This window comes from Kribbella sp. C-35, from assembly GCF_046549195.1.
Lineage (GTDB): Bacteria > Actinomycetota > Actinomycetes > Propionibacteriales > Kribbellaceae > Kribbella.
Genome location: NZ_JAJPWG010000001.1, coordinates 1,807,778 through 1,821,764, shown reverse-complemented (window position 1 = coordinate 1,821,764; position 13,987 = coordinate 1,807,778). Strand labels below are relative to the sequence as shown.

Below are 13,987 nucleotides of genomic sequence, written 5' to 3'. Positions count from 1 at the left end.
TCACAGCTTCTCGGCAACCTCGGTGAGGACTGCGAGGGTTGCGGTGATCAGGGGATGGTCGGCGCGGCTGTTCCGGACGGCGGCGTAGACGCGGCGGGTTGGCGCTGGGTCCGGGAGGGGGCGGATCAGGGCGAGGGTTGGTTCGGGTACGGCGAGGCGTGGGACGAGAGACACGCCGCCGCCACCCGCGACCAGGGCTGCGACGGCTCGGAAGTCGTCGGACTGGTGGACGATCCGCGGCTGGAACCCGGCCTGCTCACAGGCGAGCAGTACGACGTCGCGGATCGGATTGCCGGGTGCGGTCATCACCCAGTCGTCGTTCGCGAGCATGCCCAGCTCGATCGTGTCGTGATCGGCGCCCGGGTGCGTCGGCGGCAGAACGGCGACGAACGGCTCGGCGTACAACGGGATCCGGACCAGCCGCTGATCGTCGTGCCGCGGGGAGCCGCGGTGCTCGACCGCGATCGCGAGGTCGGCGTCGCCGTCGAGCAGGTGGGTGATGCCCTGGTGGCCCTCGGCGTCGCGGACGACCAGGGACAGGCCGGGGTTGGTCTCGCGGAGCCTGGTCAGCGCCGGTGCGACCAGCAGGGTGATCGCGGTCGCGAAGGCGACGACGCGGACCTCGCCGTTCGCGCCGTTCGCGTGCAGCCGCATCGCGTCCTCGGCGCGTTCGACCTCGGCGAGGATGGTGTCGGCGTGGGCGAGGAGCAGCCGGCCCGCCGAGGTGATCGCGACCCGGCGGCCGCGGCGTTCGAGCAGTTCCTGGCCGACCTCGGACTCGAGCGCGGCCAGTTGCTGCGAGACCGCCGAGGGCGTCAGATGCAGCACCTCGGCGGCCGCGGTCACAGTCCCGTGGTCAGCAAGCGCGCGCAACACCCGCAGGCGTCGTACCTCGATCACGAAGCTCAGCTTGGCACAGGTCGGCCTTGAGCTCGCCGGGGAGCAGCTTCAGTTCGACGGCCGGACGGTGGTCCGGCGTACGACGCTCGCGCCACCGGCGGACGGCGTCGCGGATCGGGTGGCGTCGCGGGACATAGGGGCGGACCGGGGCGTTCGGCATCGCGGAGTGGGTCTGTTCGTGGATCGACTTGATCACGGAGAACGGTACGTAGTGCACGGTGGTTCCTTTCGACCCTTCGACAGTAGGAACCCGGACGTTGATACGTCCAATGAAAGTTCTGCGCGGAGTTGATGTGTCTGGTGCATGATATCGGTATGGAACTGCGCCAGCTGAGGTCGTTCGTGGTGGTGGCTGAGGAGATGAACGTCGGGCGTGCGGCCACGCGGCTGCACCTGACCCAGCCGTCGCTGAGTCGCCAGATCGCGGCGCTCGAACACGATCTGGGCGTCGAGTTGTTCGCCCGCGTGAAGCGCCGATTCGTGCTGACGGCCGCCGGCGCGACGTTCCTCGCCGACGCGCAGGACCTGCTGCGGCGGTCGGACGAGGCGGTCCGTACGGCGCAACGGACGCAGCGCGGTGAGCTGGGGACGTTGCGGCTGCGATTCGTGCAGTCGGCAACGTTCGACGCGCTGCCGCGGCTGCTGGGTGCGTTCCGGCAGGCGTATCCCGAGGTGGTGCTGGACCTGGAGTCGTGGACGACGCTGCGGCAGACCGAGGCCCTGCGGGACGGGCGGATCGACGTCGGGCTACTTCGGCCCAGTACGCCGGCCGGTGCGAGTGCCGTCGTACAGCTCGCGCCCAAGCTGACATCGCGGGTGGTGGCCGAGGACTCGTTGGTGGCTGTGCTGCCGGCCGGGCATCGGCTGGCGCGTCGGAAACGGCTGCAGCTGGCCGAGCTGGCGGAGGAGCCGTTCGTGTTCTACTCGCGGCCGAGCGGGCCGGCGGTGCACGACACGCTCGTCGGGTACTGCCGGGCGGTCGGGTTCACACCGCGGATCGAGCAGGAGGCCGCCGACGTACAGACGATCGTGTCGTTGGTCGCGGCCGGACTCGGGGTCTCGTTGCTGATCAGCCCGACCCCGCCGTCCAACCCCGACACGGTCGTCTATCGCGAGTTGTCCGACGACCTACCACTCTGGCCACTCTCCGTAGCCTGGTCCCCGGACAACCGTTCGCCTGTCCTGGCGCGCTTTCTCGAACTGGTTTAGCCGAAGACGTCCGGGTCGCCGCCGGTGCGGACGCCGGTCTCCAGGTCCGCGATCGCGGCCATGTCGTCGTTGTCCAGCCGGAAGTCGAAGACCTCGAAGTTCTCCTTGATCCGGCTCGGCGTGACGGTCTTCGGGATCACCACGTTGCCGAGCTGCAGGTGCCAGCGGATCATCACCTGGGCCGGCGACTTGCCGTACTTCGCGCCGATCGTCGCGAGCGCCGGGTTCGCCAGCAGTTCGCCGGCGGCCAGCGGGCTCCATGCCTCGGTGACGATGTCGTTCTCGGCGTTGAAGGCGCGCAGCTCGTCCTGCGGCAGCGCCGGGTGCAGCTCGATCTGGTTCACCGCCGGGCGGATCGTGGTCTCCTCGAAGATCCGCCGCAGCGCGGGCTCGTGGAAGTTCGAGACGCCGATCGCACGCACCCGCTTGTCGGCGTACAGCTGCTCGAACGCCTTCCAGGTGTCGACGTACAGGTCCCGCTGCAACGACTGCCAGTGGATCAGGTACAGGTCGACGTACTCGAGGCCGAGCTTGTCCAGGCTCGCGTCGAAGGCCTTCAGCGTGCTGTCGTACCCCTGCTCGGAGTTCCACAGCTTGGTGGTGATGAACAGGTCGTCACGCGGGAGGCCCGACGCCGCGATCGCCCGGCCGACGCCGGTCTCGTTGCCGTAGATCGCGGCGGTGTCGATGTGCCGGTAGCCGGTCTCGAACGCCGACGCCACGACATCGGTGACGGTCGAGTCCTCGACCTGCCAGACCCCCAGGCCCAGCTGCGGGATCTCGACGCCGTTGTCCAGAGTGATGGAGGGGACTGTGCTCATCTACCCATTCCACCCGGCAAAGGGTTTCTGGCCCAGTCATCCGACGTGTGACAACAACCTCATTAACCGGTAGTAACCATTTCGTAGGACTTGGCATCGGGCTCCAGGAACCGAAGCAGACCGTCGCCCTCACGCTCCAGCTCCGCCTGCGTCTTCTTCAGCGTCCGGCCGAACGGCGTCAGCGTGAGAGTGGCCACACCACGCTTCTTCTCGGTCGTCCACAGCCCGGCGACCAGGCCGTCGACGGTGTACGTCGCCTTGACCCGGAGGTTCTTCGTGAACACGGCCGGCTTGTGCTCGTCGGCGATGATCCGTTCCCGTTTCGCGTGCGACAGCAGCACGTTGTCGAACTCCGGCAGGAAGCGCACCGGCGCCGGTGTGTCCGGATCGGGGCGAGGCGCATCCGGTACGTCATACAGCGTCTTGCCGGCCTCATCCGTGAACGCCTCGAGCTCCAGCTCGTCGAACAACGGCTTCGCCTTCTGCAAACCGGACCAGGTCTGGAAGTCCGCCGGCGTCGCGGGACCGAACGCCTGCAGGTAGCGGGTGACCAACTCCTTGGTCTCCGAACGCTGGTGAAGCTTCTTCCCGATCCACTCCTCGGCCGGGGTGAAGCGCGAGTTGGCTGTCCAGGACCAGCGGACGTCTGTCGGGTAGACCACCAACGGCACCAGCATCCGCGTGCAGAACCCGAGCGCCCGCTCGTTCACGTCCGGGAACTGCTGCTGCAGCGCGTCCCGCACCTCCGTGAACGTCAACGGCTCCTTCGCCAGCAACTTCTTCGCCGCGGCCACCACCTTCCCCGGCTCCAGCCCCGCGCCGCGTTCCCCCAGCACCTTCAACCCGGCCTCGAGCACCGGCGCCACCGTCACCCGGAACCGCAGGTAGTCCGCCGCAGTCACCAGATGCAACGTCCCCCGAAACAGCGTTGCCCGTACGACGTCGTGCTCCCGGACCGCCTGATCCAGCTCGGCCTCCGCGAACCCGTCGATCCGCGACCACAACCCGACGTACGGATGCTTGGCCTCCTGCCCTTGCATCCCCACCAACCGGCCGACCACGTCCACCGCCGGCACCGCTTCCCGCGCCAGCAGAACCTGCCGCGCCAACGTCGCCCGATTGACCGCCCGCCCACTCATCACCACCATGCACGCATCCTGCCCGGCTGCACCGACAAATGTCAGCTGCGTCCCGGTGATGCGACGGCGAGTGCGTTGCGGCGGCACGCGGTCGCGAGGCGTTCGTCGTACGTGACAACGAGGTCGGCGTCGATCAGCACGGCCGTGGCGAGATGCAGTGCGTCGAGGCTGCGCAGGATGAGCGGCTCGATCCGCCGCGCGACGCTGACCACCTCGGCCGACATCGCGCGTTCGTCGATACCGGACATCGCGCCGTCGATCAGCTCGCCGGCGTCACCCGGCTTCCGCACCCGGGCGAGCACGACGCGCGAGACCTCGACCCACGCGAGCGAGGACGATGCCAGCACATCACCCTGCTCGTAGCGTGCGTCGAGGAAGTCGACCAGTGCGTCGGACTCGTCCTCGGCGACGACGCGCTTGATCAGCGCACTGCTGTCGAAGTAGACGCGCATCAGAAGCGGTCGCCGCGGTCGAGCGCGTCGAGGCTGCTGGTTCCCTTCGGCAACCGGATGCGCGGCTTCACCCTGCGGTAGGGGACCCGGGCCGGTTGCACCACCTGCGCGGCCCGCGCGCGTTCGCGATCACCGCTCGGGTCTTCGTGGTCGATCAGGTGCAGACGACGACCGAGCGCGTCGCGAACGATCTCCTGCTGCGACCGGCCGGTGCGCTCCGCCTCCGCGCGCAGAGCAGTCTCCACGTCGGCAGGAAGTCGCAGGTTCATGGCCATACAGTTCACGGTACCAGGTTGGTACCACGAACGGTACCGTCAGCTGTAGTCCTTCTCGTCGTACTTCGGGAGGCCGAGGAGTTGGCGGATCTGTGCAGACGGCGCTTTGCTGCCGGCGGCGGTGGCGAGTTCGAGGTGGTCGGCCATCTCGGACTTGCTGTCGCTGGCCGCGACGCGGAGCCAGTGCGGTCGGGCGGCGGCGTCTGCCTTCGCGAGCGCCCGCATCTGGGTCGAGACTTTGGCGGGCCAGACGATCGACCTCAGTGCGCCGTACTCGGCGAGGTTCGCCGCGGCCACCGCCTTGGCCCTGGCCTGCAGGGTCGTCAGTGACATGTTCTCGTTGGCCGCCTTCTCGAAGCGCTCGAGCGCGACGTTGTACGGCCGGGTGATCTGCAGGTACTTCGTTCCCGCAGCCGAAAGACTCAGCATCGTCGGGGTCGTCCGTACGACCGGAGCACTCCGCGCCGGCGACGGCGGCGCATACGCCCCGGCGGGCTCCGATGCAGTCACCGACGGCGCACTCGAGGAGGCAGGCGACGGCGCCGTAGCCACCGGCCCGTCCGCCCCGCACCCGGCAACGCACGCCACACCCAGTACTCCGACAACCGCCAGCATCTGGCGCATAAAGCTCCTCACCCAGTGCGAACCGGACAACCCTAACGGCGTCCGCGCCGGACTAGTTCGCGAGGGCGGCGCGAGCCTCGGCGAAGGCCGCGATGGCGCGCTCCACGTCCTCGGTGGAGTGGGCCGCGGAGAGCTGGACCCGGATGCGGGCCTTGCCCTGGGGTACGACGGGGTACGAGAAGCCGATGACGTAGATGCCGAGGTCGAGGAGCTTGTCGGCCAGGCGGCCGGCCTCGGCGGCGTCGCCGATCATCACGGGGGAGATCGGGTGGTCGCCGGGGAGTACGTCGAAGCCGGCCTCGGTCATCTTGGTGCGGAAGAGCGCGGTGTTGGCGGCGAGCTTGTCGCGCAGGTCGCTCGACGTGCCGATCAACTCCAGCGCCTTCAGCGAAGCGGCGGTGACGGACGGCGCCAGCGAGTTCGAGAACAGGTACGGGCGGGAGCGCTGGCGGAGCAACTCGACGATCTCGCGACGGGCGGAGACGTAGCCGCCGGACGCGCCGCCGAGGGCCTTGCCGAGGGTGCCGGTGACGATGTCGACGCGGTCCTTCACGCCGAACAGCGACGGGGTGCCGGCGCCGTCCGGTCCGACGAAACCGACCGCGTGCGAGTCGTCGACCATCACCAGGGCGTCGTACCGCTCGGCCAGGTCGCAGATCTCGTCGAGCGGGGCGACGTACCCGTCCATCGAGAACACGCCGTCGGTGGCGATCAGCCGGTACCGCGCGTCGGCGGCGTCCTTCAGCTGGGTCTCGAGGTCGGCCATGTCCCGGTTCTTGTACCGGTACCGACGGGCCTTCGAGAGCCGGACGCCGTCGATGATGCTGGCGTGGTTCAGCTCGTCGGAGATGATCGCGTCCTCGGCGCCGAGCAGCGTCTCGAAGAGGCCGCCGTTCGCGTCGAAGCAGGAGCTGTAGAGGATCGTGTCCTCGGTCCCAAGGAAGTTGCTCAGCGCACCTTCAAGGTCCTTGTGGATCTGCTGGGTGCCGCAGATGAAGCGCACCGAGGACAGCCCGAAACCCCACCGGTCGAGGGCTTCCTTGGCCGCGGCGACAACCTCCGGGTGGTCGGACAGCCCGAGGTAGTTGTTCGCGCAGAAGTTCAGCACCTCGTTGCCCGACGCAACCGAGATCAAGGCCTGCTGGGGTGAGGTGATCACCCGCTCGGACTTGTAGAGCCCGGCGCCCCGGATCTCGCCGATGGTCGTCGTCAGGTCGTCCCGCATCCGCCCGAACATCAGTGCTTCTCCTCCAGCGTCTCGATCGTCCAGTCCATGATCACCTTGCCGCACTGCCCCTGGCGCGCCACGTCGAAGGCCCGCTCGAAGTCGCCGTACCCGAACCGGTGGGTGATCACCGGGGTCAGGTCCAGGCCGCGCTCCAGCATCACCGACATCGAGTACCAGGTCTCGAACATCTCCCGGCCGTAGATGCCCTTGATGGTCAGCATGTTGAGCACCACCGTGCTCCAGTCGATCGCGATCTCGTCCGACGGCAGGCCGAGCATCGCGACCTTCCCGCCGTGCGTCATGTTCGCGAGCAGCTCCCGCAGCGCGGCCGGCTGCCCGGACATCTCCATCCCGACGTCGAACCCCTCGCGCATCCCGAGGCTCTGCTGCGCCTGCGCGATGGTCTCGTCGGCCACGTTCACCGCGCGGGTCACGCCGATCTTCCGCGCCAGGTCCAGGCGGTACTCCGACAGGTCGGTGATCACCACGTTCCGTGCGCCGGCGTGCAGGGCGACCGCCGCGGCCATCACGCCGATCGGGCCGGCGCCGGTGATCAGCACGTCCTCGCCGACCAGCGGGAACGACAAGGCCGTGTGTACGGCGTTGCCGAACGGGTCGAAGATCGCGGCGACGTCGAGGTCTACCGGGTCCTTGTGCACCCACGCGTTCATGGCCGGCAGGGCGACGTACTCCGCGAACGCACCCGGCACGTGGACGCCGAGACCGCGCGTCTTGATGCACAGATGGCGGCGCCCGGCCCGGCAGTTGCGGCAGCGGCCGCACACCAGATGTCCCTCGCCGCTGACCAGGTCGCCGACCGCGACGTCACGGACGCCGACACCGACCTCGACCACCTCGCCGCAGAACTCGTGCCCGGTCACCATCGGCACCGGCACGTTCTTCTGCGCCCAGTGGTCCCAGCTCTGGATGTGCAGATCGGTGCCGCACAACCCGGTGCGCAGCACCTTGATCAGGACCTCGTCAGCCTCGATCTTCGGCTCCGGGACCTCCTGCAACCACAGACCGGGCTTGGCCTCGGCCTTCACGAGCGCCTTCATGCCCACATCGTCGTCCCGGGCAACCATCGCCGTCCATCGACACGTCGTACACAGCCTTTACAGCCCAACTGCATACCGAGGGTATGTCTCCCGATCCCACGCCTACTGCGCGGCACCCGGCACGGCACCTCGCCGCACTGGAGCAAAGGCGACGATGAAACCACATCGACGCCTTCGCTCCAGCACGCCGAGCCACCGCACCGAGCACCTGCTCGCTACGGCGTGGGATCGGGAGACATACCCTGGACGCATGCGGGGAGTAGTCAGGGGAGCCGGGATCGTGTTCCTCGTGGTCGGGGTCGGGCTGCTCGGGTGGGTCGGCTGGCAGTACTTCGGGACTGGTGTGGTCTCGAACCAGCAGATGGACAAGGCGGAGAGCGCGCTCCGGGACGAGTGGAAGACGCCTGCGGCGGTGAAGCCGTCGACGGGCAAGCCGTTCGTGCTGATCCGCATCCCGAAGTTCGGCGCAGGCTGGGAGAAGCCGGTGGTGGAGGGTGTCGACGCCGACGACCTGGCCCGCGGGATCGGGCACTACCCGCAGACGCAGCTGCCCGGACAGCCGGGAAACTTCGCGATCGCCGGGCACCGGGTCACGCACGGCTCGCCGTTCCGCAAGCTGCTCGAGCTGCAGAAAGGCGACCAGGTCGTCGTAGAAACCGCGGAGGCCGTCTACACGTACGAGCTGGACGGCTCGCCCCGCGACCTGACTGTCAAGCCGACCGACACCTGGGTCCTCGACCCCGTCCCCGGCAAACGCCAGGCACCCACCCAGTCGATCATCACTCTGACCACCTGCCAGGACCTCTTCCACTCCACCGACCGCTCGGTCGCCTTCGGCCAACTGGTGAAGGTGACTAAGAAATAGGTGGGCCCACCGGTGATCTAAGCTCAAGGCTCATGAGCTACGACCGGGACGGACTGCTGGAGCAGGTCAAGGGCAAGGCGATCGTGCATGGTCGCGTGACGCTGGCGTCGGGTAAGGAAGCTGACTACTACGTCGACCTGCGCCGGATCACGCTCGACGCGGCCGCGGCGCCGCTGATCGGCCCGGCGATGCTCGAGCTCACCAAGGACCTGGAGTACGACGCTGTCGGCGGACTGACACTCGGCGCGGACCCGGTCGCGATGTCGATGCTGCACGCGGCGGCCCAGGAGGGGCGGACGCTCGACGCGTTCGTCGTACGGAAGGCCGAGAAGACGCACGGTCTGCAGCGGCGGATCGAGGGTCCGGACGTGAAGGGTCGCCGGGTGCTCGCGGTCGAGGACACCTCGACGACCGGGGGATCTGTGCTGACCGCGGTCGAGGCGTTGCGCGAGGCCGGGGCCGAGGTGGTCGCGGTCGCGGTGATCGTGGACCGGGCGACCGGGGCGCAGGAGCGCGTCGAGGCGGAAGGCCTGGAGTACCGGTCCGTGTTCGGTCTCGAGGACCTGGGGCTCTGATGCAGAGCAGCACTCTCCTGTTCGTCCTACTGGCGCTGGTGCTTGTCGGCGGTCTCGCCTACTTCAACTACTACCGGGCGAAGAAGCGCCGGGAGATGTTCGCCGGTCTCGCCAACCAGTACGGCTGGTCGTACGTGCCGGCCAACAACTCGCTCGCCGGTCAATGGGCCGGTACGCCGTTCCGCACCGGCGACAACTGGCGCGTGAAGAACGTGCTGTCGGGACCGTTCAACGGTCACCAGATGGTTGCCTTCGACTACAGCTACCAGACCCACACCACGAACGGGAAAGGTCAGCGACGGACCACCACGCACAACTTCGGTGTTGTCGTGCTGCAACTGCCGGGCGCGCTGCCGCACCTCGAGGTGACGCACGAGGGAATCTTCGGCGGCGCGGTGGCCAACGTGCTCGGTTTCCGGGACATCCAGTTCGAGAGCGAGCAGTTCAACCGCGCGTTCCGGGTCAAGGCCGACGACGAGCGGTTCGGGCACGCGGTGGTGACGCCGCGGATGATGGAGATGCTGCTCGCCCGCGGTGAGATCGGCTGGCGCTTCGAGGGGAACTCGCTGGTCGGCTGGGACAACGGCGCGCACAACCCGAACGAGGTGCTGAACCGCCTCGCGCTGCTCGAACAGGTGGCGCTGAACGTCCCGCCGTACGTCTGGCGCGACTACGCAGGCGTCGACCCCCGTGGCCAGCAGCCCCCTCCGGGCGGACCCGGGTACCCGTAGAGTCGCTCCCAGCACTGCCAACTCTCGGGAGCTCGTCATGGTTTGGGTCATCATCGTGATCGTCGCGGTGATCGTCATTCTGGCGATCATGCTGATCACGTCGTACAACCGGTTCGTCAAGCAGCGGAACCTGATCCAGGAGTCGTGGCGGCAGATCGACGTCGAGCTGCACCGCCGGTACGACCTGATCCCGAACCTGGTCGAGACCGTGCGCGCGTACGCCGCGCACGAGCGGCACGTGTTCGAGGAGGTCGCCCGGCTGCGCACCCAGGCGGTGAACGTGCAGGGCTCCAACCCGGAGCAGCGGGCCGCTGCGGAGGGTCAGCTGTCCGGCGCGCTGCGTCAGATGATGATCTCGGTCGAGCAGTACCCGCAGCTGCAGTCGAACCAGAACTTCCTCGGTCTGCAGCGCGAGCTGACCGACACCGAGGACCGGATCGCGGCCGGCCGCCGGTTCTACAACGCGAACGTCGGCGACTACAACACCCGGATCGAGGCGTTCCCGTCGAACCTGATCGCGGGCGGCTTCAAGTTCGAGAAGGCCGGGTACTTCGAGGTCAAGGACGAGCAGGTCCGCGCGGTGCCGCAGGTCTCGTTCGGCACCATCGGCTCGGTCGCCGGGGAGCAGGCGCCGCCGCAGATGCAGCCGGGGCCGCAGTCCTCGGGGCAGATCCACCCGCAGATGCCGGGGGACCAGGGCAACTACCCGCCGCCGCAGCAGATCCCGGGCGGTTACCAGCAGCCCGCGCAGCAGCCGCCGTACCAGGGCCAGCCGGGGCAGTACCCCGCGCCGGGGCAGTACCAGGGAGAGCCACCGGTGGGCGGGCCGCCTGCGGGTTCCCCCGCGCCACAGGACGGACAGCCGCCATTCACCGGTGGCCAGTAGGCACCGGTTCCCCGTAGTCCAGGACCCCCGATCCCGAACTCTCTCCCAGTGCCAGGCCCGGTGTGACGGCGGTCAAGTCGCCACCTCCGGGCCTGCCCTCCCCCCGGTACCTGTGACTACAGTGCCGGACTGAGATACATCCGGCGTACATCGGCCTTCCCGCCACGTACAACCGGATGCCACGATAGGTCGGTTCAAGAGTGGAGAGGTCGGACGAGTGGACAGTCTGAGGTACGGGATCCTCGGACCTCTGCGCCTCGTGCACGTCCCGGGCCAGCCGCTCAAGGCCGCCAAACCGCGCCAGCTGCTCGCCACGCTCCTGCTGCACCCGAACCGGTTCGTCTCGACCGACCTGATCGCGGACGCGCTCTGGGAGAACACCCCACCGCGGTCCGCGACCGCGAACATCCGGACTTACGTGCGTGCGCTCCGCGGAGTGCTGCAGGACGCCGGGCTGCCCGCGCCGATCGACACCTCGGCCGCCGGCTACAGCATCGAGGTCGGTGTCGACGAGCTCGACGCCAGCCTGTTCGAGTCGCTCCTCGCGGAGGGTGGCCACCTCCGCGACCAGGGTGACGGCCGACAGGCGATGCAGGTGCTGTCCCGTGCGTACTCGCTCTGGCGCGGCCGCCCGCTCGAGGACCTGCCGATGCCCGCGGCGTGGGAGGGCTCGATCGCCCGTCTGGAGGCGCAGCACCGCGGGCTCGTCGACAGCCTGCTGGACCTGCGGCTCGAGTACGGCGACGCGAGTGGCGCCGCCGTACTGCTGAGCGCACGCCTCACCGAGGACCCGTACGACGAGCAGCTCTGGCGGCGGCTCGTCGACGCGCTGGTTGCTGCGGGGCGAGTGGGTGAAGCGCGAGCGGCGTACGCGAAGGCAGTGCAGACACTGGCCGACGAACTGGACATCAAGCCCGGTCCGGAACTGGAGGCCGCCGGCGCCCGCGCCGAGAACGGCCGCTCGGCCAACTGGCCCAACCCAGGTATCCCCGCGGACCGTACGGCGGACCGCCCGGGACCGACCGCACAACCCGGACCGATGGCCGCGCCCGAGCTCACCGATCCGCTGCGGCCACCAAGCCAGCTCCCACTCGACCTGGCCGACTTCAGCGGCCGGCAGGAGCTCCTGGAGCAGCTGCGCGACCTGGTCTGTGGCCGCGATCCGGTGCGGCCGCCGATCGCAGTCATCTCCGGTGCGCCGGGGACGGGGAAGACCTCGCTGGCCGTCCGGCTCGGGCACCTGGTCCGGGAGTACTTCCCCGACGGGCAGATCTACCTGGACATGCACGGAGCGACGCACCCGCGCGACCCGGCCGCCGCGCTGACGGATCTGCTGCTCAGCCTGAACCTGCCCGACTACGCGATCCCGACCGACCCGGAGCGGCGGTCCGCGATGCTGCGCTCCGAGCTGGCGAGCCGCCGCGTGCTGATCATCCTCGACGACGTGGCCACCGCAGGTCAGGTGACGCCGCTGATGCCCGGTACCGGCGCATCGGCCGTGGTCGTGACAAGTCGCAACCGGCTGATGGACCTGGCCGGCGCGGACAGTACGCCGCTCGACACGTTCGACGACCGCGAGGCGGCGCTCCTGCTGTCGTCGGTCGCCGGCGCCGGCCGGATCGACCCGTCCTCGCCCGAGGCCGAGGAGATCCTGGCGGCGTGCGCGAACCTGCCCCTGGCGATCCGGATCGTCGGCAGCCGCCTGGCGCAGCGGCCTGATCTGAGTGCACGTGAGCTGGCTCGGCGGTTGCGGGACGAGACGTCTCGGCTGGACGAGCTGAGCATCGGCGAGCTCGCCGTACGGTCCAGCGCGGACCTGAGCTACGGCGCGCTGAGCCCCGAGGAAGCCCGGCTGTACCGGCTGATCGGTCACTTCGCGGTCGGTGTCTTCTCCGCGCGTGCGCTCGAGACCGTCGCGTCACCGGCCGCCGTACGGCGCAGTCTGGATCGGCTGATCGAGGTCAACCTGGTCCGGATCAGCTCGGTCGACCAGCGCGGTACGGCGCGCTACCGCGTCCACGACCTCCTGCGGTTGCACGCGCTCGGCGTCGGCGACGACGAGCAGAAGGCCCAGGCGGTCCGCGACGTCGAGGCCGTGGTCGACGCGATCCTGAACAAGATCCGGCGCGCCAACAACGGGCTGTCCTTCGAGTACTTCGGCGTACTGGAGCACACCGGGCCGTTGACCGCGCCGGACCCGTCGCCGTTCACCGAGACCGACGCGATCGCGTGGTTCGACAGCGAGCGCAGTACGTTCGTTCCGGCCATCCGCGCCGCGGCGCAGAACGGACTGCACGAGCACGCCTGGCGGATCGCCGCGGCCTGGGGGCCGTACCTCGACCTGCGGGCCGGGTTCGATGACTGGAACGGCTCGCACCAGCAGGGACTGCTCAGCGCGATCGCGTGCGGGGATCGGCGCGGCGAGGCGATCATGCACCGGAACCTCGGCCAGCTCGCCGTCTACCAGGACGACTGGGAGGCCGCGCGCCGGCATTTCGACGCCGCCGCGGAGGCGTTCGCGGAGGTCGGCGACCGGCTCGGTGAGGGTGTCGCCGCCGTCGGGCTCGGCACCTGGCTGCGCGAACGCGGCGAGCGCGACAAGGGCCTGGAGCAGTACGAGAAGGCGATCGAGGCGTTCGTCGAGGACGGGAACGCCAACGCCGAAGCTCTGGCGCGGACCGCGGCCGCGAACATCTACATGGTCCGCGGCGACCTGGTCACCTCCCGACGTCTGCTGGCCCAGGCGTTCCTGATCGCCGTACGGCGGGCCGACGCCCACCGGGAAGCGAAGGTACGCCGGCGGATCGCGGACCTCCGCGTCCATCAAGGGCGCCACGACGAGGCGGTCCGGCAGTTGCGGAAGGCGCTGGCGATCTTCGACGGGATGGGTGACGACCACTGTGCGGCGTACACCCGGGCGCTCCTCGGACAGGCGCTGATGGAGCGTGGTGAGGTGGCCGCGGCGCGCAAGATCCTGCTGGACGCGATCGACATCGGTCACCGGCTCGGCGATCGCAGCGTCGAGGGCGAGGCGGCGCAACACCTCGGCGAGCTCTACCTGTCCACGGGCAGCCTGGACAACGCCCGCCGTACCCTCGAACGCGCTGCTCGCGTGTGGCAGCAGGCCGGGAACGACGGCGCAGCGGCCGAGTGCCGCCGCCTGCTCGCCGGCTTCGAAGCAGGGGCCGCGGCCGGCTGACGCCGCGAATGTACGGCGGGTGTAT

The 13,987-nt window shown here is 69.1% G+C and carries 15 protein-coding genes; 6 read left to right on the top strand and 9 right to left on the bottom strand.

Annotation, left to right across the window (positions count from 1 at the left end; translation table 11 throughout):
* The gene (locus ACLJOO_RS09265) at window positions 1-900 is read right to left on the bottom strand and encodes a LysR family transcriptional regulator (protein WP_410786455.1); all 900 of its coding nucleotides are present in this window, start codon (window positions 898-900) and stop codon (window positions 1-3) included.
* Complete coding sequence (locus ACLJOO_RS09260) at window positions 857-1,117, bottom strand: hypothetical protein (protein ID WP_410786454.1); 261 nt, start codon at window positions 1,115-1,117, stop codon at window positions 857-859. Before ACLJOO_RS09260 ends, ACLJOO_RS09265 begins: the two co-directional genes overlap by 44 nt.
* Before the next feature lie 98 nt (window positions 1,118-1,215).
* Here ACLJOO_RS09260 and ACLJOO_RS09255 point away from each other — a divergent pair, with 98 nt between their 5' ends.
* The gene (locus ACLJOO_RS09255; RefSeq protein WP_410786453.1) at window positions 1,216-2,109 is read left to right on the top strand and encodes a LysR family transcriptional regulator; all 894 of its coding nucleotides are present in this window, start codon (window positions 1,216-1,218) and stop codon (window positions 2,107-2,109) included.
* Here the strand turns inward: ACLJOO_RS09255 and ACLJOO_RS09250 are convergent.
* The 7 genes from ACLJOO_RS09250 to tdh all read right to left on the bottom strand — a co-directional run bounded on the left by ACLJOO_RS09250 (window position 2,106) and on the right by tdh (window position 7,706).
* Window positions 2,106-2,930, bottom strand: coding sequence for an aldo/keto reductase (locus tag ACLJOO_RS09250; RefSeq protein WP_410786452.1), 825 nt, complete (start codon window positions 2,928-2,930; stop codon window positions 2,106-2,108). The genes ACLJOO_RS09255 and ACLJOO_RS09250 overlap by 4 nt on opposite strands.
* A gap of 62 nt (window positions 2,931-2,992) precedes the next feature.
* Window positions 2,993-4,078, bottom strand: coding sequence for a winged helix DNA-binding domain-containing protein (locus ACLJOO_RS09245; RefSeq protein ID WP_410786451.1), 1,086 nt, complete (start codon window positions 4,076-4,078; stop codon window positions 2,993-2,995).
* Window positions 4,079-4,110: 32 nt separating this feature from the next.
* Window positions 4,111-4,521, bottom strand: coding sequence for a type II toxin-antitoxin system VapC family toxin (locus tag ACLJOO_RS09240; RefSeq protein WP_410786450.1), 411 nt, complete (start codon window positions 4,519-4,521; stop codon window positions 4,111-4,113).
* The gene (locus ACLJOO_RS09235) at window positions 4,521-4,796 is read right to left on the bottom strand and encodes a hypothetical protein (protein ID WP_410786449.1); all 276 of its coding nucleotides are present in this window, start codon (window positions 4,794-4,796) and stop codon (window positions 4,521-4,523) included. The genes ACLJOO_RS09240 and ACLJOO_RS09235 overlap by 1 nt, the downstream gene beginning before the upstream one ends.
* A gap of 39 nt (window positions 4,797-4,835) precedes the next feature.
* Entirely contained in the window at window positions 4,836-5,420 is a 585-nt protein-coding gene (locus ACLJOO_RS09230; protein WP_410786448.1) for a hypothetical protein, read from the bottom strand.
* Window positions 5,421-5,472: 52 nt separating this feature from the next.
* The gene (locus ACLJOO_RS09225; protein WP_410786447.1) at window positions 5,473-6,657 is read right to left on the bottom strand and encodes a glycine C-acetyltransferase; all 1,185 of its coding nucleotides are present in this window, start codon (window positions 6,655-6,657) and stop codon (window positions 5,473-5,475) included.
* Window positions 6,657-7,706, bottom strand: coding sequence for an L-threonine 3-dehydrogenase (tdh, locus tag ACLJOO_RS09220; RefSeq protein WP_410786446.1), 1,050 nt, complete (start codon window positions 7,704-7,706; stop codon window positions 6,657-6,659). Before tdh ends, ACLJOO_RS09225 begins: the two co-directional genes overlap by 1 nt.
* A 250-nt stretch (window positions 7,707-7,956) precedes the next feature.
* On the opposite strand from tdh, the gene ACLJOO_RS09215 reads away from it, so the two are divergent.
* The 5 genes from ACLJOO_RS09215 to ACLJOO_RS09195 all read left to right on the top strand — a co-directional run bounded on the left by ACLJOO_RS09215 (window position 7,957) and on the right by ACLJOO_RS09195 (window position 13,962).
* Complete coding sequence (locus ACLJOO_RS09215) at window positions 7,957-8,571, top strand: class E sortase (protein ID WP_410786445.1); 615 nt, start codon at window positions 7,957-7,959, stop codon at window positions 8,569-8,571.
* A 32-nt stretch (window positions 8,572-8,603) separates the two neighbouring features.
* Window positions 8,604-9,146, top strand: a complete 543-nt coding sequence (gene pyrE / locus ACLJOO_RS09210) for an orotate phosphoribosyltransferase (protein WP_410786444.1) — start codon at window positions 8,604-8,606, stop codon at window positions 9,144-9,146.
* Window positions 9,146-9,877, top strand: a complete 732-nt coding sequence (locus ACLJOO_RS09205) for a DUF3137 domain-containing protein (RefSeq protein ID WP_410786443.1) — start codon at window positions 9,146-9,148, stop codon at window positions 9,875-9,877. Before pyrE ends, ACLJOO_RS09205 begins: the two co-directional genes overlap by 1 nt.
* Before the next feature lie 37 nt (window positions 9,878-9,914).
* Window positions 9,915-10,763, top strand: coding sequence for a LemA family protein (locus ACLJOO_RS09200; RefSeq protein ID WP_410786442.1), 849 nt, complete (start codon window positions 9,915-9,917; stop codon window positions 10,761-10,763).
* A 217-nt stretch (window positions 10,764-10,980) separates the two neighbouring features.
* On the top strand, window positions 10,981-13,962 hold the full coding sequence (locus ACLJOO_RS09195; RefSeq protein WP_410786441.1) for a BTAD domain-containing putative transcriptional regulator: 2,982 nt from the start codon (window positions 10,981-10,983) through the stop codon (window positions 13,960-13,962).
* Window positions 13,963-13,987 lie beyond the last annotated feature (25 nt).

Excerpts from the sequence above, each read along its gene's own strand:
- ACLJOO_RS09230 (WP_410786448.1), bottom strand. The coding sequence starts at position 5,420 with ATGCGCCAGATGCTGGCGGTTGTCGGAGTACTGGGTGTGGCGTGCGTT.
- ACLJOO_RS09245 (WP_410786451.1), bottom strand. The coding sequence starts at position 4,078 with ATGGTGGTGATGAGTGGGCGGGCGGTCAATCGGGCGACGTTGGCGCGG.
- ACLJOO_RS09215 (WP_410786445.1), top strand. The coding sequence starts at position 7,957 with ATGCGGGGAGTAGTCAGGGGAGCCGGGATCGTGTTCCTCGTGGTCGGG.
- ACLJOO_RS09225 (WP_410786447.1), bottom strand. The coding sequence starts at position 6,657 with ATGTTCGGGCGGATGCGGGACGACCTGACGACGACCATCGGCGAGATC.
- ACLJOO_RS09205 (WP_410786443.1), top strand. The coding sequence starts at position 9,146 with ATGCAGAGCAGCACTCTCCTGTTCGTCCTACTGGCGCTGGTGCTTGTC.
- ACLJOO_RS09235 (WP_410786449.1), bottom strand. The coding sequence starts at position 4,796 with ATGGCCATGAACCTGCGACTTCCTGCCGACGTGGAGACTGCTCTGCGC.
- pyrE (WP_410786444.1), top strand. The coding sequence starts at position 8,604 with ATGAGCTACGACCGGGACGGACTGCTGGAGCAGGTCAAGGGCAAGGCG.
- tdh (WP_410786446.1), bottom strand. The coding sequence starts at position 7,706 with ATGAAGGCGCTCGTGAAGGCCGAGGCCAAGCCCGGTCTGTGGTTGCAG.
- ACLJOO_RS09240 (WP_410786450.1), bottom strand. The coding sequence starts at position 4,521 with ATGCGCGTCTACTTCGACAGCAGTGCGCTGATCAAGCGCGTCGTCGCC.
- ACLJOO_RS09250 (WP_410786452.1), bottom strand. The coding sequence starts at position 2,930 with ATGAGCACAGTCCCCTCCATCACTCTGGACAACGGCGTCGAGATCCCG.
- ACLJOO_RS09200 (WP_410786442.1), top strand. The coding sequence starts at position 9,915 with ATGGTTTGGGTCATCATCGTGATCGTCGCGGTGATCGTCATTCTGGCG.
- ACLJOO_RS09255 (WP_410786453.1), top strand. The coding sequence starts at position 1,216 with ATGGAACTGCGCCAGCTGAGGTCGTTCGTGGTGGTGGCTGAGGAGATG.